At 64.9% G+C, this 22,115-nt stretch carries 25 protein-coding genes and 1 tRNA gene; 15 read left to right on the top strand and 11 right to left on the bottom strand.

Annotated elements, in window-relative coordinates:
- Positions 1–7: 7 nt before the first annotated feature.
- Entirely contained in the window at positions 8–817 is an 810-nt protein-coding gene (blaOXA, locus tag ACUSIJ_RS20455) for a class D beta-lactamase (RefSeq protein ID WP_449310301.1), read from the bottom strand.
- Between the two features lie 262 nt (positions 818–1,079).
- Here blaOXA and ACUSIJ_RS20450 point away from each other — a divergent pair, with 262 nt between their 5' ends.
- Together ACUSIJ_RS20450 and gpt are read left to right on the top strand one after the other, a co-directional pair.
- Positions 1,080–1,868, top strand: coding sequence for a competence/damage-inducible protein A (locus ACUSIJ_RS20450; protein WP_449310265.1), 789 nt, complete (start codon positions 1,080–1,082; stop codon positions 1,866–1,868).
- Between the two features lie 84 nt (positions 1,869–1,952).
- The gene (gene gpt / locus ACUSIJ_RS20445; protein ID WP_449310264.1) at positions 1,953–2,450 is read left to right on the top strand and encodes a xanthine phosphoribosyltransferase; all 498 of its coding nucleotides are present in this window, start codon (positions 1,953–1,955) and stop codon (positions 2,448–2,450) included.
- A gap of 88 nt (positions 2,451–2,538) precedes the next feature.
- Here the strand turns inward: gpt and ACUSIJ_RS20440 are convergent, their stop codons facing one another.
- Together ACUSIJ_RS20440 and ACUSIJ_RS20435 are read right to left on the bottom strand one after the other, a co-directional pair.
- Positions 2,539–2,736: a hypothetical protein gene (locus tag ACUSIJ_RS20440; protein WP_449310263.1), complete on the bottom strand. Its 198-nt coding sequence runs from the start codon at positions 2,734–2,736 to the stop codon at positions 2,539–2,541.
- A gap of 81 nt (positions 2,737–2,817) precedes the next feature.
- The gene (locus ACUSIJ_RS20435) at positions 2,818–3,153 is read right to left on the bottom strand and encodes a helix-turn-helix domain-containing protein (RefSeq protein ID WP_449310262.1); all 336 of its coding nucleotides are present in this window, start codon (positions 3,151–3,153) and stop codon (positions 2,818–2,820) included.
- A 122-nt stretch (positions 3,154–3,275) separates the two neighbouring features.
- Here ACUSIJ_RS20435 and ACUSIJ_RS20430 point away from each other — a divergent pair, with 122 nt between their 5' ends.
- The 3 genes from ACUSIJ_RS20430 (at position 3,276) to ACUSIJ_RS20420 (ending at position 5,190) form a co-directional block, all read left to right on the top strand.
- On the top strand, positions 3,276–3,782 hold the full coding sequence (locus tag ACUSIJ_RS20430; RefSeq protein WP_449310261.1) for a helix-turn-helix domain-containing protein: 507 nt from the start codon (positions 3,276–3,278) through the stop codon (positions 3,780–3,782).
- A gap of 76 nt (positions 3,783–3,858) precedes the next feature.
- Positions 3,859–4,446 carry a hypothetical protein gene (locus ACUSIJ_RS20425; RefSeq protein ID WP_449310260.1) on the top strand — a complete coding sequence of 196 codons (588 nt, stop codon included), beginning with the start codon at positions 3,859–3,861 and terminating at the stop codon, positions 4,444–4,446.
- A 668-nt stretch (positions 4,447–5,114) separates the two neighbouring features.
- Positions 5,115–5,190: transfer RNA gene (locus ACUSIJ_RS20420), tRNA-Lys, on the top strand.
- Positions 5,191–5,266: 76 nt separating this feature from the next.
- Here ACUSIJ_RS20420 and ACUSIJ_RS20415 read toward each other — a convergent pair.
- Complete coding sequence (locus ACUSIJ_RS20415) at positions 5,267–5,545, bottom strand: hypothetical protein (RefSeq protein ID WP_449310259.1); 279 nt, start codon at positions 5,543–5,545, stop codon at positions 5,267–5,269.
- Positions 5,546–5,557: 12 nt separating this feature from the next.
- Between ACUSIJ_RS20415 and ACUSIJ_RS20410 the strand changes: the two genes are divergently transcribed.
- Entirely contained in the window at positions 5,558–5,776 is a 219-nt protein-coding gene (locus tag ACUSIJ_RS20410) for a hypothetical protein (protein WP_449310258.1), read from the top strand.
- A gap of 62 nt (positions 5,777–5,838) precedes the next feature.
- On the opposite strand, the gene ACUSIJ_RS20405 is transcribed toward ACUSIJ_RS20410, so the two are convergent.
- Complete coding sequence (locus ACUSIJ_RS20405; protein ID WP_449310257.1) at positions 5,839–6,261, bottom strand: DUF4168 domain-containing protein; 423 nt, start codon at positions 6,259–6,261, stop codon at positions 5,839–5,841.
- Between the two features lie 952 nt (positions 6,262–7,213).
- Between ACUSIJ_RS20405 and ACUSIJ_RS20400 the strand changes: the two genes are divergently transcribed.
- The 6 genes from ACUSIJ_RS20400 to ACUSIJ_RS20375 all read left to right on the top strand — a co-directional run bounded on the left by ACUSIJ_RS20400 (position 7,214) and on the right by ACUSIJ_RS20375 (position 12,786).
- Positions 7,214–8,026 (top strand): shikimate dehydrogenase family protein, encoded by an 813-nt coding sequence (locus tag ACUSIJ_RS20400; protein ID WP_449310256.1) that lies wholly within the window; start codon positions 7,214–7,216, stop codon positions 8,024–8,026.
- A 202-nt stretch (positions 8,027–8,228) separates the two neighbouring features.
- Positions 8,229–9,362 (top strand): ABC transporter substrate-binding protein, encoded by a 1,134-nt coding sequence (locus ACUSIJ_RS20395; RefSeq protein ID WP_449310255.1) that lies wholly within the window; start codon positions 8,229–8,231, stop codon positions 9,360–9,362.
- 104 nt (positions 9,363–9,466) lie between these two features.
- The gene (locus ACUSIJ_RS20390) at positions 9,467–10,345 is read left to right on the top strand and encodes a branched-chain amino acid ABC transporter permease (RefSeq protein WP_449310254.1); all 879 of its coding nucleotides are present in this window, start codon (positions 9,467–9,469) and stop codon (positions 10,343–10,345) included.
- Positions 10,342–11,316 (top strand): branched-chain amino acid ABC transporter permease, encoded by a 975-nt coding sequence (locus ACUSIJ_RS20385; protein WP_449310253.1) that lies wholly within the window; start codon positions 10,342–10,344, stop codon positions 11,314–11,316. Before ACUSIJ_RS20390 ends, ACUSIJ_RS20385 begins: the two co-directional genes overlap by 4 nt.
- Positions 11,313–12,059 (top strand): ABC transporter ATP-binding protein, encoded by a 747-nt coding sequence (locus tag ACUSIJ_RS20380; protein WP_449310252.1) that lies wholly within the window; start codon positions 11,313–11,315, stop codon positions 12,057–12,059. The genes ACUSIJ_RS20385 and ACUSIJ_RS20380 overlap by 4 nt, the downstream gene beginning before the upstream one ends.
- A 1-nt stretch (position 12,060) precedes the next feature.
- The gene (locus ACUSIJ_RS20375) at positions 12,061–12,786 is read left to right on the top strand and encodes an ABC transporter ATP-binding protein (protein ID WP_449310251.1); all 726 of its coding nucleotides are present in this window, start codon (positions 12,061–12,063) and stop codon (positions 12,784–12,786) included.
- 20 nt (positions 12,787–12,806) lie between these two features.
- Here the strand turns inward: ACUSIJ_RS20375 and ACUSIJ_RS20370 are convergent, their stop codons facing one another.
- Genes ACUSIJ_RS20370 through ACUSIJ_RS20360 form a run of 3 tightly spaced genes read right to left on the bottom strand, consistent with a single transcriptional unit; the run spans position 12,807 to position 16,025 of the window.
- Positions 12,807–13,550 (bottom strand): SDR family NAD(P)-dependent oxidoreductase, encoded by a 744-nt coding sequence (locus ACUSIJ_RS20370; RefSeq protein WP_449310250.1) that lies wholly within the window; start codon positions 13,548–13,550, stop codon positions 12,807–12,809.
- Entirely contained in the window at positions 13,543–14,322 is a 780-nt protein-coding gene (locus tag ACUSIJ_RS20365) for an SDR family NAD(P)-dependent oxidoreductase (RefSeq protein WP_449310249.1), read from the bottom strand. The genes ACUSIJ_RS20370 and ACUSIJ_RS20365 overlap by 8 nt, the downstream gene beginning before the upstream one ends.
- Complete coding sequence (locus ACUSIJ_RS20360) at positions 14,319–16,025, bottom strand: FAD-dependent oxidoreductase (RefSeq protein WP_449310248.1); 1,707 nt, start codon at positions 16,023–16,025, stop codon at positions 14,319–14,321. The genes ACUSIJ_RS20365 and ACUSIJ_RS20360 overlap by 4 nt, the downstream gene beginning before the upstream one ends.
- A 118-nt stretch (positions 16,026–16,143) precedes the next feature.
- Here ACUSIJ_RS20360 and ACUSIJ_RS20355 point away from each other — a divergent pair, with 118 nt between their 5' ends.
- From ACUSIJ_RS20355 to ACUSIJ_RS20345, 3 genes are all read left to right on the top strand, one after another.
- A complete protein-coding gene (locus ACUSIJ_RS20355; protein WP_449310247.1) occupies positions 16,144–17,040 on the top strand; it encodes a helix-turn-helix domain-containing protein in 897 nt (298 codons plus the stop codon).
- A gap of 126 nt (positions 17,041–17,166) precedes the next feature.
- The gene (locus ACUSIJ_RS20350) at positions 17,167–17,730 is read left to right on the top strand and encodes an NIPSNAP family protein (RefSeq protein ID WP_449310246.1); all 564 of its coding nucleotides are present in this window, start codon (positions 17,167–17,169) and stop codon (positions 17,728–17,730) included.
- Positions 17,731–17,864: 134 nt separating this feature from the next.
- Positions 17,865–19,778, top strand: coding sequence for a bifunctional sugar phosphate isomerase/epimerase/4-hydroxyphenylpyruvate dioxygenase family protein (locus ACUSIJ_RS20345; RefSeq protein WP_449310245.1), 1,914 nt, complete (start codon positions 17,865–17,867; stop codon positions 19,776–19,778).
- A gap of 33 nt (positions 19,779–19,811) precedes the next feature.
- On the opposite strand, the gene ACUSIJ_RS20340 is transcribed toward ACUSIJ_RS20345, so the two are convergent.
- The 3 genes from ACUSIJ_RS20340 to ACUSIJ_RS20330 all read right to left on the bottom strand — a co-directional run bounded on the left by ACUSIJ_RS20340 (position 19,812) and on the right by ACUSIJ_RS20330 (position 21,932).
- Complete coding sequence (locus ACUSIJ_RS20340; protein WP_449310300.1) at positions 19,812–20,537, bottom strand: amino acid ABC transporter ATP-binding protein; 726 nt, start codon at positions 20,535–20,537, stop codon at positions 19,812–19,814.
- Positions 20,538–20,614: 77 nt separating this feature from the next.
- Complete coding sequence (locus tag ACUSIJ_RS20335) at positions 20,615–21,259, bottom strand: amino acid ABC transporter permease (RefSeq protein ID WP_449310244.1); 645 nt, start codon at positions 21,257–21,259, stop codon at positions 20,615–20,617.
- A gap of 10 nt (positions 21,260–21,269) precedes the next feature.
- Entirely contained in the window at positions 21,270–21,932 is a 663-nt protein-coding gene (locus ACUSIJ_RS20330) for an amino acid ABC transporter permease (RefSeq protein ID WP_449310243.1), read from the bottom strand.
- Positions 21,933–22,115 lie beyond the last annotated feature (183 nt).

Here is a 22,115-nt window from a genome sequence, read left to right as displayed (position 1 = left end):
AACCGCGCTACAGGCTGTCGGGGGACGCGAAAAGGTCACGCAGAACGGCCCGCCGCGCCGAGGGTCCGGGAGGCGCGGACGGGCGTGTCGTGTCCTTCGTCAGGCGGGCGAACACCACGGTCCGATCTTCCTTCGTGGCCCATCCCACGAACCAGCCCCACGGGCGCCCCCTGGCGATCGTCCCGTCTGCGTTTCTGGACGGTCCCGAGCCCGTCTTGCCGTATACGTGCCACCCGCCCGGCTGCGGGCCGACATCCACGAGAGCCTGCGTCATCTCATAGGCGCGGGTGCTGACCGGCAATTCCCGCCGGACGACCTTCCGCAGAAACGCCACCTGTTCGAGCGGCGAGATTTCCAGCGACGAACTGAGCCATGCGCGCGTCAGACCGTTGTCCTTGCCGGGATCGCCGGAGACATCCTGATTGCCGTACCGGAACGCGCGCACATAACTGCCGAAGCGGTCGTTGCCGAGCGCTGTGGTGATCTGCTGGGAGTACCAGACCACGGATTCCTTCATCCATTTTGCAGGATCCGTGGTACTCCGCCATGAGGGAATCCAGTCAGGGTAGCCCTGCTTGAAAGGGAAGGCCGGCGTATGGAGGTCTTTCAGAATTCCGGCATCGAATCCCATGAGGCTGATCGGGATCTTGAAAGTCGATGCCGAGGTGGCGCGCGTATCGCAGCGACCCTCCTGTTTCACAACGTCGCCCGTGGCAGGGTCGGCGACGATGGTGCAGACGATCACAGTCTCCGCTTTGGCCGAAGACGGCGGGAGCCCGGCGAAAAGAGCGATGGCAAGAAACGATATCCTGCTGATGGACAAGGTCATTCTCTGGATCTCTCCCTGTGGTGTCTCGTGGCTGTGGAGGTGGAGCCGGATCAGTGCCGTCTATATCCTCCGCCGATCACGGCCGATTGACGGCGCATGACGCCATCCACTTCCATTCACAGGGGTCTCGAACCTCTTCCATTCCCCTCTCCGGCGCTGACACGGCGCGTGCATCATGTCCCCCGCCCCTGCTTGAGCCGCGCCCGCCTTTGGCGTAAAACCCGGAACGGGCTCCCGGGAGTAGACGGCGATGGCGGATGCGCAACTTGGCGAAGAATCGCAAACCAGTGAGGCAGCGCTGGTGACGACGGCTGCGGTGCTGGTGATCGGCGACGAGATCCTCTCGGGCCGCACGCAGGACCGCAACATCGGCTACATCGCCCAGTACCTGACCGGCATCGGCATCGACCTGCGCGAGGCGCGGGTGGTCGCGGATGTCGAGGACGAGATCATCGCCGCCGTGAATGCGCTGCGCGCGCGCTACACCTATGTGTTCACCACCGGCGGCATCGGCCCCACCCACGACGACATCACGGCCGACGCCGTCGCCAGGGCCTTCGGCGTGCCGCTCGACGAGGACCCGCGTGCCATCGCCGCGCTGCTGGAGTACCTGCGGCCGGAGGACCTCAACCCGGCGCGCCGGCGCATGGCGCGCATCCCGCGGGGCGCGAAGCTCGTGAACAACCCTGTATCGAAGGCGCCCGGCTTCTGGATCGGGAACGTGATCGTCATGGCGGGTATTCCTTCGGTGATGCACGCGATGCTCGACAACGTCGCCCCGGAGCTGCGCACGAGCGTGCCGATCGTCTCGCGCACGGTGCGGGCGCTGTGCAAGGAGGGTGACGTCGCGGAGGGGCTCGGCGCGATCGCCCGCGCCTTCCCGGGCGTGGCGATCGGCAGCTACCCCTTCTTCGAGGAAGGGGTGCCGGGCACGAACATCGTGCTTCGCTCGCGCGACGCGCAGGCGCTGGCCGCCGCCCACAACGAGGTGACGCAGCTCGTGGCGAGAACGGAATCGGGCACCGCCCGCGCGTTCTGAGCCTTCGGCTGAAAAGCGGGTATCGTTTCGCGGTTCGTTATGGTAATGGCGTCCACCATTTTTTCGGACGAAGGCATATTGCATATGACGTTGCATTCTCAGAAGGCGTTTCCGGTCTCTTGGGACCAGTTCCACCGCGACGCGCGCGCCCTGGCCTGGCGGCTTCATGAAGCGGGCCCTTTTGACGCGCTGGTATGCATCACGCGCGGCGGGCTCGTGCCGGCGGCGATCATCGCGCGCGAGCTGGAGATCCGCCTGATCGAGAGTGTCTGCATCGCGAGCTATCACGACTATTCGAACCAGGGCGAGCTCAAGCTCATCAAGGACATCGCGCCCTCGCTCCGCGCCAACGGCGGCAAGGGCGTGCTGGTGGTCGACGACCTCGTCGACACGGGCAAGACGCTGGCGCTCGTCCACACGCTGCTGCCGGATGCGCATTACGCCGCTATCTACGCCAAGCCCCAAGGGCGGCCGCTCGTCAACACCTTCATCACGGAGGTGTCGCAGGACACGTGGATCTACTTCCCCTGGGACATGGGCCTGACATTCCAACCGCCGATCCGCGACGGCGCAGCCGGCTGACTGTAGCGCGCCGCCAGCTTTGGCAGTGATTGACGCGATCTTTGGCACGGAATCTTTTGCGCTGGCCGTCAGACCGGCGGCATTTTGATCACGCATCTAACGCTCGTCCCCCGCCCGAGATGATCACCTCGCGCCCCTCTGTCGGCCGCCCGGCGGTGGTGTAGGTCAGGCGTACCGGCTCGATGGCGGCCCAGCCGAATATGCGGCGCACCTCTGGCACGTCGTTGAGCGTCATGATGAAGCGCCCCTGATCTGCGAGGCGATTGGCTCCGAGGAGTGCTCGCATGACGCGGCGGATATTTGTTCGCCTTCACGTCAGGTGCGCACGCGTTGTCGGAAGTCGGCGTCTCCGTTGACGGATCCAAGGTCATGCTGCCGCCCTCGTGTCAGAGGAAACCGTGTCTTTTTGACTTTCTAACGCCCCCCATTTTTTGGTATCGAAGATGCGGGTGGTCTTTTTGGGGTAGCGGTTCGGCCACAGCACTTCGGGCGTCATGCCGATGAAATCGGCGATGATCTGCTCATTGGCGCTGTTGGGGCGGGTCCAGACGTTGCGGAAGCTCGAGGGATTGCGGCCATTGCGGATGGCGAGTTGCTCGAGCGTCATGCCACGCTCGTGGATTTCGCAAAGGATCCTTTTGGGGGTCCAAGCTGCTGCTTTACTCAAGAGATCGCTCCTGACGACAGGCGGATGGTGGTGCATCCGCCTTTTGTTGGTGGATCGGGGACATTTGCCGCCCGCGACAGTGGGCTGCTAGGAAGGAGAATGCGCACGTTTGAGGTCGGTTTGCAAGAAAAATCGTCTCGTTTGTGCGTGATTTGACGATGGTAGATAATCGTCTCGCGACTGTAGGCGACAGGATCGCAGCCTTGCATAAAGGCATGTCTCGCGCTAAGTTCGCGAAATTATTGGGTATTCCAGACACATCTCTCGGAAACTATGAGCGCAACGAGCGCAAGCCGGATATCGAGTTTCTCGCAATTTTGAGGCGAAAAACTAACGTCAATATAAACTGGGTCGTGACCGGAGAGGGGGCGATGTTCGAGGACCCCTCCTCACAAGTGAAGCATCCACTTTCGCTGAGTGAAGATATAATGGAGGACATGGCGAGGATAGTAACTGCTGCATACAGCAACGCAGGACAAAGAATAAGTGCAGAAAAAGTGTCCGCAGAAGCGGCGGGATTGTATAATGAATTGCTCAGTAGAGTTCGCGATATCAATGATATTGCCGAGGTAGAAGTTACGCTGCCTCAGCTACGATATTTTATGAGAAGGCGCCTTGAGGAAGCTGCGGCCGAACCCGGCACCGGTAAACGCGAGGCTTCATGATCGTCAAGACGCGACAATTTTGACATAATTTTACCTTAATCATCGGTGTAACGCCATTTATGTCAAGGGTTGCGCCATGAAACCTCTCATTGCCCTGTGGGCTGTTACGGCAATCTCTTCAGCGGCTTATGCGCGGGCAGATATCCATCTTGCCCGTGTGATCGATATGGGCCTTGGGACCAGCGACGGCACCGTCATCACGGACAAGGATGAGGAGAAGGCGTATCTCGAATCATATCGGCCGCCGCCCGAGCCGCCTCAGTTTCTGCCTCAGATAATCGGCAAGCCGAAAGCCACCGTGGATAGGGTACTCGGCAAGCCTGATGAGCCGTGCGTCGAGAATCTGTATCGTCTCGGCGCAGAAAAGTTCCAAGGTCTGGAATGCCGTTACCACGCTGGGAAGGTAGAGATCGTCTACTTCAACAAAAGGGCCGACTGGATAGCCCTGAACGAGCCCGAAAATTCTGATTTCAATGCACTAACACTTTGGAAAATGAAGGCTCTGTGTGCACTTGATAAGCGGCCTGACCTTCTCTCGGACGACGGCTTCAGATGGTGGCGGCCTTGCGACGGAGTGATTTCGGTGTCGATGTGGCCGGGAGAGCCGGGGCCTGGGGATTACAAGGTGGTCAAGCGCATCGAAATCAAAACCGCCACGCCATGACCGAACGCGATTCCGCGATTTCGCCACTTCCGAGTTCGTTCGGTCTAGGATTTCATCATCCCTCAATAATTATCGTTCTTTTGCAATGGGATATACAAACTCGGAAGTGGCGTTCTGAACTCGGAAGCCATTTCCGAGTTCACGGCCGGAGCGGCGCCCGCGAATTGCAATCCAGAACCGTCCGCATCGCGTCCGATTTCCCTGTCGCCTCGACGAGAAACCATGACGTCTCAAGGATCGTAGCCCATCTGGCGACAACTGGCGCGCCATGGGCGGAAGCGATCGGAAAATGATCGTTCCTGCCATAGACACGGTCGAAAACGGCAGGCCACCGCGCCGCTACTGCCAAAGGCCGAATCCACCGGAAAAGCCAACTACCGACGCCATATCAACCGGTTAGGCCGGATTCTCCCTCATTGTCGGTACTGCCAAATAACAGGGTCCCCTACACTGACGCCCCCTAGGGCGGGACCTGGCCGCGGCGGACAGGCGCGGCCGGTCCGGCTGTCCTGTGCGTAAGGCCGCCGTTTGGCTGCGGCGCATCGGTTTGATATTGACCTGAAGGTGGCAACTCCGTATTTGGTAACGGCTTCCGCCGTATCGGCACGACCACGATCACGGACGGCTCCGGCGCCCCGCCCTTCGGGCGACACGGGATTTTGGTGAACGAGCGCGTAGCTCAGCTGGTAGAGCAACTGACTTTTAATCAGTAGGTCCTGGGTTCGAGCCCCAGCGCGCTCACCAAAAATAATATATAAATCAAATTGCTATGCCCTGCACGAGGTGGCCTGCAAGTCCATTCCGACAAACCGTCAGTGGCTCATTCCGACAAATGGCCTGAATTCGCTCTTCCGGCGTGGCGTTTTTTCGCGCCGGCCGCAACCTTTGTCATCGCACGAATTTCTTCCTCGGTAAGGTTCGATTCGCTCGCTTCGAAGTTGGCCGCGATGATGATGTCCTTCACTGTGTGCCACATATTATTCGACTGCCCGCCTTCCGTGAACCACGGCAGCGGGATTTTCTTATGCGACCCGGCCAATCCCGAACGATCATCGACCCGCCGATACGTTGAGCCTTCAGGGGCATCAAGCCTCGCCATGCGATCGGGGAAATGCGGCAGCTCAGCATCGTTATAGAGTGGTATGGTATCCAGGCTTTCTCGTCTCGCCTGTCTTCCGGTGGACGATCCGGACAGCGTTCGGGCGTTCCTTCGGGCGATATGCGCGACCTTGAACGCGTCGAAAATGTGCTCGCCTCCCCGACCATGAGGACGAGCGACCCCGTCATGCGCCGCATCCGTGTGATCGTCAACGGTATGGGCGACCAGTGATCACGACCCGAAACCCCGCCTCAAGGGCGGGGTCTCACAGATATGACCTGCGCTCGCATGGCTTACTGCTGTGCTGGCTGGGCACTCTGAAGCTTTTCATTGACCTTCTGAAGAAGGACGGGATCCTTCTCTGCGGCCGTCAAGATTGTATTGTACTCATTAACTGATATATTCGGAGAATTCTCAACAGCCTGAACTGCCTTCTGGCCTGCCTCAGCCTGCAGTTGCTGCTGGGCATTCGCATCCGGTGTTGCTTCGATCCTGGCCGAGTAATCCTGCCGGACTTTCTGCACTTCTAGATACGCGACGGCAAAAGCCTCGATTTTCTGATCACTGATGGCTGCGGCCGGGCTACTGCCCTCTGTCTGCGCTTGGATCATCTGCTCCCCTTGAGTTGCTTCCTGCGCGGATGCAGGATTGGTGAAAAATGCCGCGGTCAGAACAACAGCGGTCAGCGATGCAGGGAGGAAATTGCGAGCGATCATCTTCAGCTCCTTCTTAATGCTACAGCGTAAGCGGAAAGCATGTTCGATTCAGCCCGCGACCAACATTTAGGAATGATTCGGCCACAATATGACAATGAGATGTTGTTCCTACGGCAATAACGGGGCGGTCCAGGTGGTCCCTGTGCGCGACGCCCCCCAGCGCGCTCACCAAAACAACATGCCGGTCGCGCTCCCTGGGCGACCGTGGACAAGCGTCGAAGGTTGACCCCGCCGGGTTTCACGCTTCGCGTCCCGGCCCGTCAGTGCCCGCCGAGGACGAGGTGCGAAGGGGGAATATCAGTGCCTGGATGCGCAGGAGCATGGCATGCACGAGGCCGACGGCGTCCGCCCCGTGAAGAGCCCGTTTCTTCAAGCGATCAGGTCATCGTTGCTGGAATAGGCGTTGGCGATGCAGCTGCGACCCCGCTTCACACCGTCAATGCCTCCTTCGGAGAACGGTTCGGGATAGGCCGGGACCGTGCCCGGCGACGGGCAAATCGTCGACGTTCTCACCTGCCAGGGCCTGCGCGCCCTCGCCATGTCTCATACCGGCGATCTCTCGAGCACCGATCACGGCCTCGCCGACGATGGCCGACCGTCGCTTCTCTCGCGGAGAATTGGAAGCAAATTTTATTCTTGAATAGTATTCTGTTTTGTGCAACTTTTTTCAGTGAGCGGGGGGAATACCCGCAGGACAGGAGGAAAGCCGGATGCAGGAAGAAGACGGCGATCACGTTTCGCCCCGCCCCTTCCATCCGGATGACCTCTCCGAACGCAAAGGGTTGGCATCGCCCTGACGGAAGCGACGTGAGAGGCACCTGACGCGCAACAGTCCAATGTCTCGCTCCTATCGTCCATTTCCCGGCGGCGGGGCGCATGTATTATTGGCGTTGAATTAAGAGGCGATGGGGAACGCCGGCCTGCGTGCAGCCCCATCCATGGGAGGATACAAGTGACGAAACCGCTGAAGATTGATGGCGAGACGCGGATCTTCCCCATCCTCGGCCATCCGATCGGACAGGTGAAATCCCCCGCTTCGCTGAGCGCGATCATGGCCGGGCGCGGCTTCAACGGCATGGTCGTGCCGCTCGACATCCTTCCGGAGGATCTCACGGCGTGGCTCGCCCAGGCCTGGGCGATGCGGAACGTGGACGGACTGGTCGTCACGGTGCCGCACAAGGTGGCCTGCCTCGGCTTCTGCGCCCGCGTCTCCGACCGGGCGCGGGCGTCGGGCGCGGTGAACATCATGATCCGTGACGCCGATGGCTGGATCGGCGACGCCACCGACGGGCACGGATGTCTGGACGGGATCGAGGCCGAGGGCTTCGGCGTGGCAGGAAAACCGGCTCTCCTCGTCGGGGCGGGCGGTGCGGGATCGGCCATCGCCTACGAGATTCTGGCGCGCGGGGCTTCGGAACTGGCGCTGCACGACATCGATGCCGGGCGGCGCGACACGCTGATCGCCCGGCTGAACGACGCTTTTCCCGGCAAGGCGCGCGCGGGCAGCGCCGATCCGCGCGGTTTCGCGCTCGTCGTGAACGCCACGCCGCTCGGCATGCGTGAGGGCGACCCCCTGCCCGTTGAGACCGACCTGCTGACCGCCGACCAGTTCGTCGCCGATGTCGTCACGCGCCCCGCCGTGCCGCCGCTGATCGCGGCAGCCCGCGCCAGGGGCTGCGCCACGATGCCGGGATCGGGCATGTTCGACGCTCAGGCCGTGCTGCTCGCGGAGCTGCTCATGGGTGTCAGGCGGATCGCGGCCTGAATCGACACGATGGTACGAATGGGGCGGAAACAATTCTCATCAGCAGAGCAGAACTTGTGCAATCATGAGCCAATCCCCCCGGCCGAGAGGGGGATGGGACCGTGAAGGCATGGGAGCGCAGCGGGCGCCGCACCAGATGGCCTGTCCCCCCATCGCCGGATGCTGCCACGCTTTACGCATAATCATCCAAGGGAGGAAAACCATGATCAGCAAACTCATCGGAACAGCCGCGGTAGCGGTTGCTCTGACGTTCGGCGCGCTGCCGGCCCACGCCGAACTCAAGATCGGCTCCATCGTCGAGCTGTCCGGGCCGGGCGCGGCGGCGGGCACCAACTTCCGCGACGGCGTGAGGATGGGCTTCGAAGAGATCAACGCCCAGGGCGGCATCCTCGACCAGCAGGTCAGGGTCCTGGAATACGACAGCCAGACCGATCCTCAGGTCTCCCGCGCCCTGGTCCAGAAGGCGATCGATGAAGGCGTCTATGCCCTCACCGGCACGGTGTTCTCGTCCTCGACGGTCGTGAACATGCTGATTGCGCAGCAGGAGGGCATCCCGCAGTTCACCGGCTCGGAAGCCCCCTCGATCACCTCGATGGGCAACCCCTACATCTTCCGCACCGCCTTCGGCTCGCAGAAGGGCCTGCCGAAGCTGACCAAATACATGATCGAGAACCTCGGCGTGAAGAAGGTCGGCGTCGCCTGGGCCAATACCGAGTTCGGCAAGGGCGGCTATCAGGCCTTCAAGGACGCCATGAACGCGGCGGACATTCCCATCGTCGTCGACGTTCCCTCCGAGCAGGCGCAGACCGATTTCTCCGCCGACGTGCTGAAGCTCAAGAACTCGGACGCGGACGCGATCTTCGTCTACTACACCGAGGAGGAAAGCGCCCGCTTCCTGCGCGAGGCGCGCAAGCAGGGGCTGGACAAGCCGCTCCTCGGCGAGACGACGCTCATCGGCCACAAGGTGATCGAGCTCGCCGGCGAGGCGGCGGAGGGCGCAAGGGGCCATGTCGGCCTGACGCCCGATGCCGACATCCCGGCCATCAAGGAAATGGTGGATCGCTTCAAGGCGAAATACAAGTACACGCCCGATCACAACGCGATCAAGGGCTACATCGCCGCGTGGACGATCAAGTACGTGACCGAGCTCGTCGGTTCGCCCGACAGCGAGGCCATCGCCGAGAAGCTGCACGGCCTCACGCTGAAGGCGGCCGACTATCCGGGCGTCCTCATGGACGTGAGCTGGGACGACACCGGCGAGATGTCGCGCGAGAGCTTCTTCGTGAAGGTCGAGAACGGCAAACAGACCATCGAAGCGGTCCTGCCGCCGAACTGAACCCCCGACCCGGCCGACAGGGACCGCAGGGCCGGCGCCGCTTGCGTGCCGGTCCGCAGCCCGTCCCCGCCGTACCGATTTCCCCAGCCGCCCGGGACTTCTCCATGGCCGAGCTCATCCAGATTCTCGTATCCGGCCTTGCGGCCGGCTCCATCTACGCCCTCGCCGCTGTCGGCTTCACGCTGCTGTGGCAGGCCTCGCAGACGATCAATTTCGCGCAGGGCGAGTTCGTCATGCTGCCGGCCTTCTTCGTGCTGATCGGCATGACGATGTTCGGCCTGCCGATGTGGACCGCGGTCGTTCTCGCGCTGGCGCTTTCCCTGCTGATCCTCGGCGTTCTCTTCAAGAAGCTGATCGTCGAGCCCATGCTGCCGCACGGCACCCTGCCGCTGGTGATCGCCACCATCGCGCTCGGGCTGCTGATGAAGGAAAGCGTGAAGGAATTCTACGCCGCGACGGCGCAGCCGTTCCCGCCCGTCTTTCCGCAGACCGTCTATCAGATCGCCGGGGCGAGCGTGTCGCTGCAGGACATCTGCAACCTCGCCGTCTCGATGCTGGCGATCGGCGGCCTGCAACTCTTCCTGAACCGCACGCGCACCGGGCGCTGCATGCAGGCCGCCGCCCAGAACCCGGCGGTGGCGGAAATCCTCGGCGTCGACGTGAAGCGCATGGTCTTGTACACGTTCCTGATCAACGCCGCACTCGCGACCATCGCCTCCGTGCTGATCTCGCCCATCTATCTCGCCAAGTTCTCGAACGGCGAGGTGCTGGGCCTCGTCGCCTTCATCGCGGCCATCGTCGGCGGGTTCAACCAGATACGCGGCGCGCTGGTCGGCGGCCTCCTGATCGGTGTGATCGACAACCTGTCGGCCGTCTACATCTCGGCCGAATACCGTGCGGCCATGCCGCTGATCCTGCTGATCGCCATCATCCTGTTGCGTCCCCAGGGCCTGCTGGGCACCTCCGAAGGGAGAGCGGTATGACCCGGATTCAAGCCATCCTCGTCGCGGCCGGCATCGCGCTGCTCGTCGCCGCGCCCATCGGCCAGGGCAACTACATCATCTATACGCTCACCTCCTGGCTGCTGTTCTCCATCGCCGCCATGGGGCTGAACCTGACGCTCGGCTACGCCGGACAGGTGAGCCTCGCCCAGGCAGGCTTCATGGGCATCGGGGCCTACATCACCGCGCTCATGACGCTCGCCGGCATCCACTGGAGCATCGCCGCCCTTCTCGCCATCGCCGCGAGCTTCATCGTCGGCATCGGCATCGGCTATCCGGCGCTGCGCGTGCAGCATCATTTCCTCGCCTTCGTGACGCTGGCGTTCAACACGCTTCTCTTCCTCGTGCTGCGGAACGAGGAGGAGATAACCGGCGGCTCCTTCGGCCTGATCGGCATTCCGCGGCCGTGGTTCTTCGGCATCAGCACCGGCAGGAACCTGCAGTTCTACTATTTCACCCTCGTCTGCTTCCTGGTCGCGGCGGGGATCATGTGGTGGATCCTGCGTTCGCCGTGGGGCCGCGCCTTCAAGGCCCTGCGCGAGAACCCGATCCGCGCCGAAAGCCTCGGCCTGAAGATCCGCCGCCAGACGCTTCTGGCCTTCGCCATCGGCTCCGCCTTCGGCGGGCTGGCCGGCGCATTGCAGGCGCCGCTGGTGCAGTTCATCGAGCCGAGCAGTTTCGCGCTGATCCACTCGCTGAAGCTGCTGCTCATGGTCGTCGTCGGCGGCGCGGGCTTCTTCTTCGGGCCGATGCTCGGGGCGGCGGTGGTGATCCTGCTGCCGGAGGTCCTGCGCTTCACCGAGGGTTACTACCTCATCATCTACGCCCTTCTGGTCATCGTGCTGATGGTCTATTCGCCCAACGGTCTGATCGGCGCCGGCGTGAAGCTCGTCGACAGGTTCCGGCCCCGGCAGGAGGCCCGGCGCGATCTGCAACAGGGGGTCCAGCTATGACGACGCCCGTGCTGTCCGTCCGCAATCTCTCCAAGAACTTCAGCGGCATCCGCGCGGTCAACGGCGTGAGCTTCGAGGTCCGCAAGGGGGAGATCCTCGGCCTGATCGGGCCGAACGGCTCGGGGAAATCGACGCTGTTCAACTGCATCCTCGGCCAGCTTCGGCCGAGCGCCGGCCATGTCGCGATCAACGGCCGGCCGGTCGACGGCGTGCGCCCGGCGGATCTGTCGCTGATGGGCGTCGGCCGCACCTTCCAGCAACTGTCCGTCTTTCCGAAGATGTCGGTGCTCGACAACGTGATCCTCGCCGGGCAGGAACACGTGGGCACGATGCTCTCGCGCCTCTTCGGCCCGTCGGATGCCGGGCTCACCGCCAAGGCGGAGCAGCTCGTGTCGTTCTTTCGCCTCACGCCCTATCGCGACACGCCGGCGGGGTCCCTGTCCTACGGGCAGCAGAAGCTCGTCGACGCGGCGATGGCCTTCATGGCCGGGCCGGACATCGTGCTGCTGGATGAACCGGCGGGCGGCGTGAACCTGACGATGCTCGCGCATCTGAAAGAACGGCTCATCACCTACAACCGCGAGCACGGCACCACCTTCGTGGTGATCGAGCACAACATGGAATTCGTCATGTCGCTGTGCACGCGGATCATCGTGCTGGCGCAGGGCGAGATCATCGCCGAAGGACGGCCGGAGGAAATCCGGTCGAACCAGACGGTGATCGACGCCTATCTGGGAGGCTGACATGCTCGAACTCAAGAACGTCACTGGCGGCTATGGCCGGATCACGATCCTGAACGGCACCTCCTTCGCTATTCCCCGCGCGTCGATCACCACGGTGATCGGCCCGAACGGCGCCGGAAAGTCCACGGTCTTCAAGGCGGTCTTCGGCCTGCTGAACATCCATTCCGGCCAGATCCTGCTCGAGGGCGAGGACGTGACGCGCCGGCGTCCGGCCGAGATGATCGCGCGCGGCGTCACCTACGTGCCGCAGGGGCGCAACGTGGTGCCGCAGCTGTCCGTGCTGCACAACCTCGAACTCGGCGGCATCACGGCAAAGGACCAGTCTCAGGTGAGGGTGCGGATGGAACAGGTCATGGACCAGTTCCCGATGCTGCGGGAGAGAAAGGACCAGAAGGCCATCGAGCTCTCCGGCGGTCAGCAGAAGCAGCTCGAAATCGCCCGCGCCCTGCTCCTCGATCCAAAGCTGATCCTGATCGACGAGCCGTCCATCGGCCTCTCGCCCAACCTCGTGCAGGAGGTGTTCCAGACCCTGATCCGCCTGCGCGACCGGGGCGTGACGGTGCTGATGGTGGAACAGAACGCCAAGGCGGCGCTCGCCATGTCGGACTACGGGCTGGTGCTGGAGCTCGGCCAGACGCGCATGTTCGACAAGGCCGACAAGCTGCTGGAAGACCCGCGCGTCGGCCAGCTCTTCCTCGGCGGCCACATCGAGGACGATGCCGCCTGACCCTCTTGCGCCGGTCGCGCTCAGCGCGAGGCGTCGCCGAAGTCCCCGAAGGCCGTCCAGCCGCCGTCGACGGGCAATACCACGCCGGTGATGGCCGACGCCGCCGGAGAGGCGAGGAACGCGACCGAGGCGGCCACTTCGTCGGCCGCGATCAGGCGGCCGATCGGCGTGCGGCGGCGGATCGTCGGCAGGTCCACCTTGCCCGCCTGCGCGAGCTGCCGCACCAGCGCGGTCTCGACGAAGGCCGGCGCAACGGCATTGACCCGCACGCCGTACGCCGCCCATTCGCAGGCCATGGCCTTGGTCATGGCGACGATGCCGGCCTTCGCCGCGCCATAGGCATTGCGCTTCGGCAGTCCGACGAGCCCCGCGATGGACGACAGGTTGACGATGGCTCCCCGGTGCCGGGCGACCATCGCGCGCCCGACCTCGCGCGACATGATGAAGGTGCCCGCAAGATGCACATCCAGCACCCGGCGAAAGGCCGCGAGGTCCTGTTCCAGCGTCGGCAGGTGGCTGTCGCCGATGCCGGCGTTGTTGACCAGCACCTCGTAGGGCGCGCTCGATGCGACGGCGGCCCCTTGCGCCTCGTCGGTGACGTCGCAGGCGACGCCGCGATGCGCCTCGCCGAGTTCAACCGCCCGCGCCGCCGCCTTGTCTCCGTCGAGATCGGCAATGGTCACCCGGCAGCCCGCCTGCGCGAGCGCCCGGGCGATGGCGAAGCCGATGCCGTCGGCTCCGCCGGTCACGAGCGCCTCACGCATAGCCAGGCCTCGGCACCAGCCCCATCAGCGTCTGCGACAGGCCGCCGTCGACCACGATATCCTGTCCCGTGACATAGGCGGCACGCGGCGAGGCGAGAAACAGCGCCACGTTCGCCATGTCCGCGGGCGTGGCGATCCGGCGCAGCGGCACCATCTGCTCACGCCGGCTGCGCACCTCGGGATCGGCGTAGAACGCCTCCGACATCGGCGTGCGCACGAGACCGGGGCTGACGCAGTTCGAGCGCACACCCCGCGGCCCCCACTCGCCGGCCAGTTGCCGCGACAGCATGACGACCGCCGCCTTCGAGACGGAATAGGCGCCGCTCACCGGCTGCGGCTGGCTGCCGGCGATGCTGGCGATGTGGACGATCGCCCCCCGTCCCCGCGCCAGCATCCCGCGCCCGAATGCCTGCGAGGCGGTCAGATAGCCGGTCAGGTTCACGGCAAGCATGGCGGACCAGTCCGCCTCGGGAACGGCGTCGAGCGCGCCGGGGCGCAGGATCGCGGCATTGTTCACGAGGATGTCGGCGCCCCCTTCCGCCTCGACCCGCTCCGCGGCTGCCGCGACATCGGCGGGCACCGACAGGTCGCAGCGCACCGCGAAAGCCCCGCCCCCGAGTTCCGCCACGAGATCCGCTACACGCGTCTCGTCGCGGTCCACCAGCACCACGCGCGCGCCCGCTTCCGCGAAGGCCCGGCAGAGCACGCGCCCGATGCCGCCGCCCGCGCCGGTAACGACCGCCGTGCTGCCCTCAAGCTGCAACCAGTTCATGCATTTTCTCCCTTCTGGACGTCGGGGGCGATCCCGGCGAGATAGCGGCCGGTGACCCAGCCGAAGGTCATCGCGGGGCCAAGGGTGATGCCGGCGCCGGGGTAGTTGCCGCCCATGACCGAGGCCCGGTCGTTGCCGACCGCGAAAAGACCGGGTATGGCCCGCCCCTCGCGGTCGACCACCTCACCCGGCACGGTGGTCCTGAGCCCGTCGAAGGTGCCGAGGTCGCCCATTTCCAGGCGCACGGCGTAGAAAGGCGCCTGCTCGACCGGCGCGACGGCGGGGTTGGGCTTGTGGTCCGGATCGGCGAGGTAGCGGTTGAACGACGTCTCGCCGCGATGGAACTGCTCGTCCCGGCCCTCCCTGGCCCCCTTGTTGAACGCGCCAACCGTCTCCTGCAGCCCGACAGGGTCGATTGCGCATGCGCGGGCCAGATCGGCGAGCGTCCTGCCCTTCTTCAGATAGCCGGTCCGTAGCCAGGGCCACAACGGCATGGGTGCCGGCTTGGCATGTCCGAGACCGTATCTGCGGATCGTGCGATGATCGCAGATCAGCCACGCCCCCGCCTCGCCCGCCGCGATCATCGCCGCGCCCACGTCGTGATAGCTTTCGCTCTCGTTCGTGAAACGGCGCCCGTCGGAAAGGACAGCGATCATCCCGGGCTTGTAGCGGTCGAGCAGATGCGGGAACACGCCCTTGCCCGGCACGAGGCTGACGGGCATCCACGCGGCCGGCTGGGGATATGCGGCCGTGAAGACGCCGCCCGCTTCCTCGCCCAGACGGATTCCGTCGCCCGTATTGCCCTCGGGCACCGGCGAGTGATGCGCCGCCCCCGCCTTCAGATGGGCGTAGACGTTCGCGCGGCGCGCGAGGTCGTGCGCATAGCCGCCGCAAGCCAGCACCACGCCCCTGCGCGCGCGGATCACCCCTGGTTGACGCCCCCCGGCCTGCGCCCCTGCGACCCTGCCATCCTCGACGAGAAGACGCACGGCGGGCGTGTCGGTGAGGATCGGAATGCCGAGATCGAAACAGGTCTTCGCCAGCCGTGCGACCAGCGCGTTGCCGCTCGTCACCTGCACGCCGCGGCCATAGCGCGCCACCTCGGCCATATGGGCCGCGAGCCGCTTCATCACGTAGACGAAGGAGGCCGGCGATGTCGTGGCGTTGAAGAAATGCCGGATGTCGGCATTCGAGGAATTGAACATCATTCCCATGAAGGTGATGGTCTGGAGCGGCGGCCGCAGGCGCTTCAGTTCCGGCCCGAGCACGCTGGAGTCGAAGGGCGCCGCGAGCACCGAGCGGCCGACGTCCACCCCGCCCGCCACCGTCGGATGATAGTCGGGATAGAGCGTGGGCACGAACCGCACCGCCGTCTCTTGCTCGAACCAGTCGAGCATCCGCGGCCCCGCATCGAGGAAGACATCCACCGCTTCCGGCTGGAACCAGTTGCCGGTCTCCGCCTGCAGATAGCGGCGCGCCGCCTCCCGCGTGTCGTCCGGATTATTGCCTTTCCCGTGCCGGTTGCCGGGAATCCACAGCACACCGCCCGAAAAGGCGGTCGTGCCGCCGAACACCGGTTCCTTCTCGATGACGATCGCCTCGAGGCCGTGCTTCTTCGCCGTGACCGCCGTGGACAACCCGCCCGCGCCCGATCCGATCACCAGCACGTCGCAGGTACGCTCCCGTGCCTTCTCCCCTGCCATACGATCCTCCCGGCCGCATTCTCCCATGATGAGGTGCTAACCCCGAGGTGCCGCCGGACCAATGGACGCAGACGCGCAATTCTTGCACAATTCGGCGGTGATAATTCCGGAGAAGGCCATGAACGGCGCGGCGACGGGCGGCATTCCGCACTACTATCTCTATGGCGATCAGGAGGCGGACGTCGAGCTCGACTTTCTGCACATCGAGCCGATCCGCGACCGGAGCGGCCCGAACGATTGGAGAATCCGTCCCCACGCCCATCCCGATCACATGCAGGTCCTGCTGGTGCGCGACGGCGGCGGAACGATCCGGCTGGAGGAGCGGGCGCTGCCGATCCCCGCGCCCGGCGTTCTCGTCGTCCCGGTGGGGATCGTGCATCAGATCGACTTCACGCCGGGCACCGACGGTTTCGTGGTGACGGCGGCGCTCGGCTGCCTGAAGGCCGCCACGGCGGGCGATCCGCGACTCGCCACAGCAGCCGGCCGGCCCGCGGTTTATTCGCTGGAAGGCACCGGCGTCAGCATTCCGGCCGTCTTCGACACGTTCCATTGGCTGCACCGCGAGTTCATCTGGTCGGCGCCCGGCCGCCGCACGGCCATCATAGCCCAGTTCATGCGCATTCTCGTCGTCGTGCTGCGGCTTTACGTGACCCATGACGACCCGGGCATCGCGGCGCCGGACAGGGACTACGACCTGCTGGTGCGCTACCGGGCCCTGCTCGAAACCCATTTCCGCAGCGAGCGATCGCTCTCCTTCTATGCGAATGCCCTCGCCGTCACGCCGGCACGGCTGAATACCGCCTGCAAGGCGCGCGCGGGCAAGACGGCCTCCGATCTGCTCTACGAGCGCGTCATCATCGAAGCGAAACGCTACCTCGTCTATACCGAAAGCAGCGTGGCTCAGGTGGCGCATCTGACGGGCTTCGACGATCCGGCCTATTTCAACCGCTTCTTCGCCCAGCGGATCGGCATTTCGCCCGGCGCGTTCCGCAAGCAGGCCACGAACCGGGATTAAACGAACCGGGACCGTCGGACAGCGGCGCGGCAGGCCGGCAGGGGCGGATCGTCCAATCTTTCCGACGCCCGGTCCATTTCCACGCCGCTCCGCTTCGTCCAGCTTCCGGAGCGAAGGAGCAAGACGATGATCCACGAGTGGAGGACCTATCGGCTGAAACCCGGCGCAGCCGCGGACTATCTGTCGCTGCTGTACGACCGGGGCCTGCCGCTCGTCACGCAGCACCTGCCGCTGATGGGCTACTGGCTGGCCGAAAGCGGGTCGCTCAACACGATCCATCACTTGTGGAGCTACGCCGACTGGGCCGAGCGCGAAGCCAGTCGCGCGGGTCTCGCACGCGAGGAGGGCTGGACGCAGGGCTTCGTGCCGGCCGCCTTCGCGCTGGTCGAGGAACAGGCCAACCGCTTCCTGCGGCTGACGTCCGGCTCACCCGCGTTCGATGCGGCGCTCGCCCGGCGCCGCAAACGCCACGAAGCGCGGACGCCGGGCGGCGCCCTCTTCGCGGCGGAATGCGCCGCGCTCGTCTCAGGCGCGGCGCCCGAGGGCGCGACGGCCCTGTGGGAACCGCTGTCGGGCTGTCCGCAGGCGCCGTTCGCCCTGCTGCCCCGCCGGGCCGATCCGATCCCCGCCGCACCGATGGCGCACGCCGCCCATACGGTGCTGCGCCCGCTCGCCTTCTCGCCGCTCTGAAGCGCGGTGCCGCTGCATTGTCCCTTTAGTTTGCACATCGTGCACATGATGTTGCGATCATCGCGAAAACTGCAATTGCCGTCGCGGCGCACCTCTGGAATCATCGCTCAGATAGCGGATTGCGGAGTGACACGATGAAGACGTCCATCGCCACCGTCTCGATTTCCGGCACCTTCCGCGACAAGCTCGCGGCCATATCCAGGGCCGGGTTCGACGGAATCGAGATTTTCGAGCAGGACTTCCTGGCATCCGACTACAGCCCCGGCGAAGTCGGGCGCATGGTGCGCGACCATGGCCTTGAAATCACGCTCTTCCAGCCTTTCCGCGATTTCGAGGGCCTGCCCGAGCCGCTGCGCAGCCGCGCCTTCGCCCGGGCCGAGCGCAAGTTCGACCTGATGGCGGAACTCGGCACCGATCTCATCCTCGTCTGCTCGTCCGTCCATCCCGAGGCGATCGGAGGGATCGACCGTGCGGCAGCGGATTTCCGCGCGCTCGGCGACATCGCGGCGGCACGCGGCATCCGCGTCGGCTACGAGGCGCTGTGCTGGGGCCGCCATGTCAACGACCACCGCGACGCGTGGGAGATCGTGCGCCGCGCCGACCACCCCCATGTGGGGCTCATCCTCGACAGCTTCCACACGCTCGGCCGCCGCGTCGACCCCGAGACGATCCGCCGGATCCCGGGCGATCGCATCTTCTTTGTCCAGCTCGCCGATGCGCCCGCCGTCGACATGGACCTGCTCTACTGGTCGCGCCATTTCCGCAACATGCCGGGCGAAGGCGACCTCGACGTGGTGGCCTTCATGCGCGCCGTCGTCGCGAGCGGCTACAGCGGGCCGGTGAGTCTGGAGATCTTCAACGACCAGTTCCGGGCGGGCCTGCCGCGCCTCGTGGCGCGCGACGGGCACCGCAGCCTGATCCAGCTGCTGGACCGCGTGCGCAGGGAGGAGCCGGCGCTGACGGTCGACCTGCCCGACTTTCCCGCCGCCGCGCCCGTCGAACGGGTGGAGTTCGTCGAGTTCGCGACGCTGCGCGAGGACGCCGCCGCGCTGGAGAGGCTGCTGACGGCGACCGGCTTCACGCGCGCGGGCGCCCATGTGTCGAAGGCGGTCGCGCTCTGGCGCCAGGGCAACGTCAACGTACTCGTCAACGGCGAAACCACGGGGTTCTCCCACAACGCCTACGTGGCCCACGGCACGAACGTTTCCGAGATCGGCCTGATGGTGCCGGATGCCGGGGCCGCCTTCGCGCGGGCAAAGGCGCTCCTGGCGGATACGCACGACCAGCCGCATGGCCCGGAAGAACTCTCCATCCCCGGCATCCGCGGCCCCGGCAACAGCGTCATCCGCTTCCTCGACCGCCAGCCGCCGCTCGGCCGGATCTGGGAGGTGGACTTCAACGTCTCTGCCGGCAGCCCGGCGGGCGCGGGACTCGTCGCGGTCGACCACGTCGGCCAGACCATGGCCTATGACGAGATGCTGAGCTGGACCCTGTTCTATACGTCGATCTTCGAGGCCCGCAAGGCGCCGATGATCGACGTGGTGGACCCCGACGGCCTCGTCCGCAGCCAGGCGATCGAATCCGGCGGCCTCAGGATCACGCTCAACGGCGCCGAGGCGCGGCGGACGCTGGCCGGACAGTTCATCGAGGACACATTCGGCTCCTCGGTCCAGCATATCGCCTTCGCGACGGACGACATCTTCGCCACGGCGGAGAAGCTCGCCGCGTCGGGATTTCCGGCGCTGAGAATCGGCGTCAACTACTACGGCGACGTCGAGGCGCGTTTCGGCCTCGATCCCTCGCTGACGGCACGACTGAAAGCCGCCAACATCCTGTACGACGAGGACGCGGGCGGCGCGTTTTTTCAGCTCTACAGCGAGACGCTGCCCGGCGGGCTTTTCTTCGAGATCGTGCAGCGCCGCGGCAATTACCGTGGCTACGGCGCGCCGAACGCGCCCTTCCGCATCGCCGCGCAGAAGCGGACGGCTCGCCCGGCGGGGCTCCCCCAGGTCGGCACCGCGCCCGCGGGGCTGCGGCAGGAGACGTGATGCGCCGGCCGCCGGTCGTCCGCCGGATGACGGTCAGTGGCTGGCCACGAGGATTTCGCCCAGGAACGTCCGCGCGCGTTCGTGCTGGGGGGCTCTGAAGAAGGTTTCGGGATCGTTTTCCTCGAGAATCTGGCCGTCCGCCATGAAGATGACGCGATCGGCCACCTGCCGTGCGAAGCCCATCTCATGCGTGACGCAGATCATGGTCATGCCGTCGCGGGCGAGAGAGACCATCGTGTCGAGAACTTCCTTGACCATTTCCGGATCGAGTGCGGACGTCGGCTCGTCGAACAGCATGGCCTTCGGTTCCATGCACAGGGCGCGGGCAATGGCGACACGCTGCTGCTGGCCACCCGAAAGCTGCGCGGGATATTTTTCCGCCTGATTGCCGATCCTCACACGCTCCAGATACTTGCGCGCCGTCGCCTCGGCCTCCGGGCGGGAGAGTTTGCGCACGCGCATCGGCGCCAGAATGCAGTTTTCCAGAACGGTTTTGTGGGGGAACAGGTTGAACTGCTGGAAAACCATGCCGACTTCGCGACGCACGGCGTCCACGGCCTTCTGGCTGTCGTTGAGGCGATGGCCCGCCACAACGATCTCGCCGCTCTCGATGGCTTCGAGGTGATTGATGCAGCGGATCAGCGTCGACTTGCCCGAACCCGAGGGGCCGCAGAGCACGATCTTCTCGCCCCTGGTGACCTTCAGGTTGATATCCTTGAGCGCGTGAAAAGTGCCGTAGTACTTCTCGACCTGGCGCATCTCGATCATCGGCCCGCCGGCGTCGTCCCGTGCGGCGCCGGCAATCGTGTCGGTCATCTGTGTCATGTCCCCTCCCTTCATTTTGTCGTGCCGGCGGCCATCTGCCGCTCGAGCCGGCGGCCCCAGAGCGACAGCGGCCAGCACATGACGAAATACATCGCCCCGACCACGCCGAAGACGAGCAGCGGTTTGTAGATCTGGTTGGAAACGATGGTGCCGGCCCGGGCGAGCTCGATGAAGCCGACGATCGCGGCCAGCGACGTGCCCTTCAGCAACTGCACCAGGAAGCCGACCGTCGCCGGCAACGACAGCTTGAAGGCCTGCGGCATGATCACGTCGATCATCCGGCTCGTGGCATGCAGGCCGAGCGCATGCGCCGCCTCGCTCTGCCCGGGCGGGACGGCCTGGATCGCGCCCCGCCAGATCTCGCCGAGGAACGCCGAGGCGTGCGCGGTCAGCGCGATGGACACAGCCCCCCAGGCGGGCAGATTGAAGCCGAGCAGGGGCAGGCCGAAATAGGCAACGAACAACTGCATGAGCAGCGGCGTTCCCTGAAACAGCCCGATCCAGCAGATCGCAGGGATCCGAAGCCAGGGAGACTGCGATATCCGCATCAGGGCGATGATCATGCCGAAGGCGATACCGCCGGCAAATCCGATGGCCGTGAGAAACAGCGTCCAGAGAAGCCCCTGCAGGAGATAGGTGAATTCCTGAATACCCATGGCGCCCTCCTCAACGTTGCGGATAGCTGAAGGCCCAGCGGCCGATGGCCGCGAGGAGCCACATCATCGCGAGCGAGATAAGCAGGTAGATGCCGGTGAGCGTGAAGTAGACCTCGAAGCTCCGGAACGTGTCCGCCTCGATCCTCTGGCCGACCGAGGTGAGCTCATAGGCCGAAATCGACGTACATATCGCCGTCGTCAGGGTCAGCAGAATGAACTGGCTGGTGAGGGAGGGATAGATCGCGCGCAGCGCCGGGGTGAGCACGATCAGCCGAAAGACCTCGTGCTTGTGCAGGCCGAGGGCGAGGCCCGCCTCGGTCTGCCCCTTCGGAACGCTTTCGACACCGCCGCGGATGATCTCGATGGCATAGGCGCCGCCGTTGATGCCGAGCGCGATGATCGCCGTCATCGTCGGATTGAGGCGGATGCCAGCCAGCGGCAACGCGAAGAAGATGAAGAAAACCTGGACCAGGAAGGGCGTGTTGCGCACGACTTCGACGAATGCGGCGACGAGAAACGCGGGTATCCGCAGCTGCGTCCTGATGATGACGACACCCAGAACGCCGATGATCATGGCGATGACCATCCCGGACAAAGCCAGGAATAACGTGCCGAGAGTGCCGAACATCAGGGCTTCCCAGGCATCGGTCACGACGCTGAAGTCAAGTGTCATTGCGTCCCCCCTCATCCTTCATTGCGCCTGTCGATGCCGCTTGGAGCGGGAGGCGGCGCGGGACAGGCGTCTTGCGCGGGCGGGTCGAGGATAGCCGCCCCGCCTGCCGGCGAAAGATCCGGGCACCGTTCAACCGCTCCGGCGGACTGTCGGCAAGGCGCATCGGGAAGGACGGGGAGAGCA

The organism is Pseudochelatococcus sp. B33 (genome assembly GCF_053570585.1).
The sequence above is the reverse complement of the archived record's forward strand: the minus strand, read 5'-3'. Positions and strand labels throughout refer to the sequence as shown.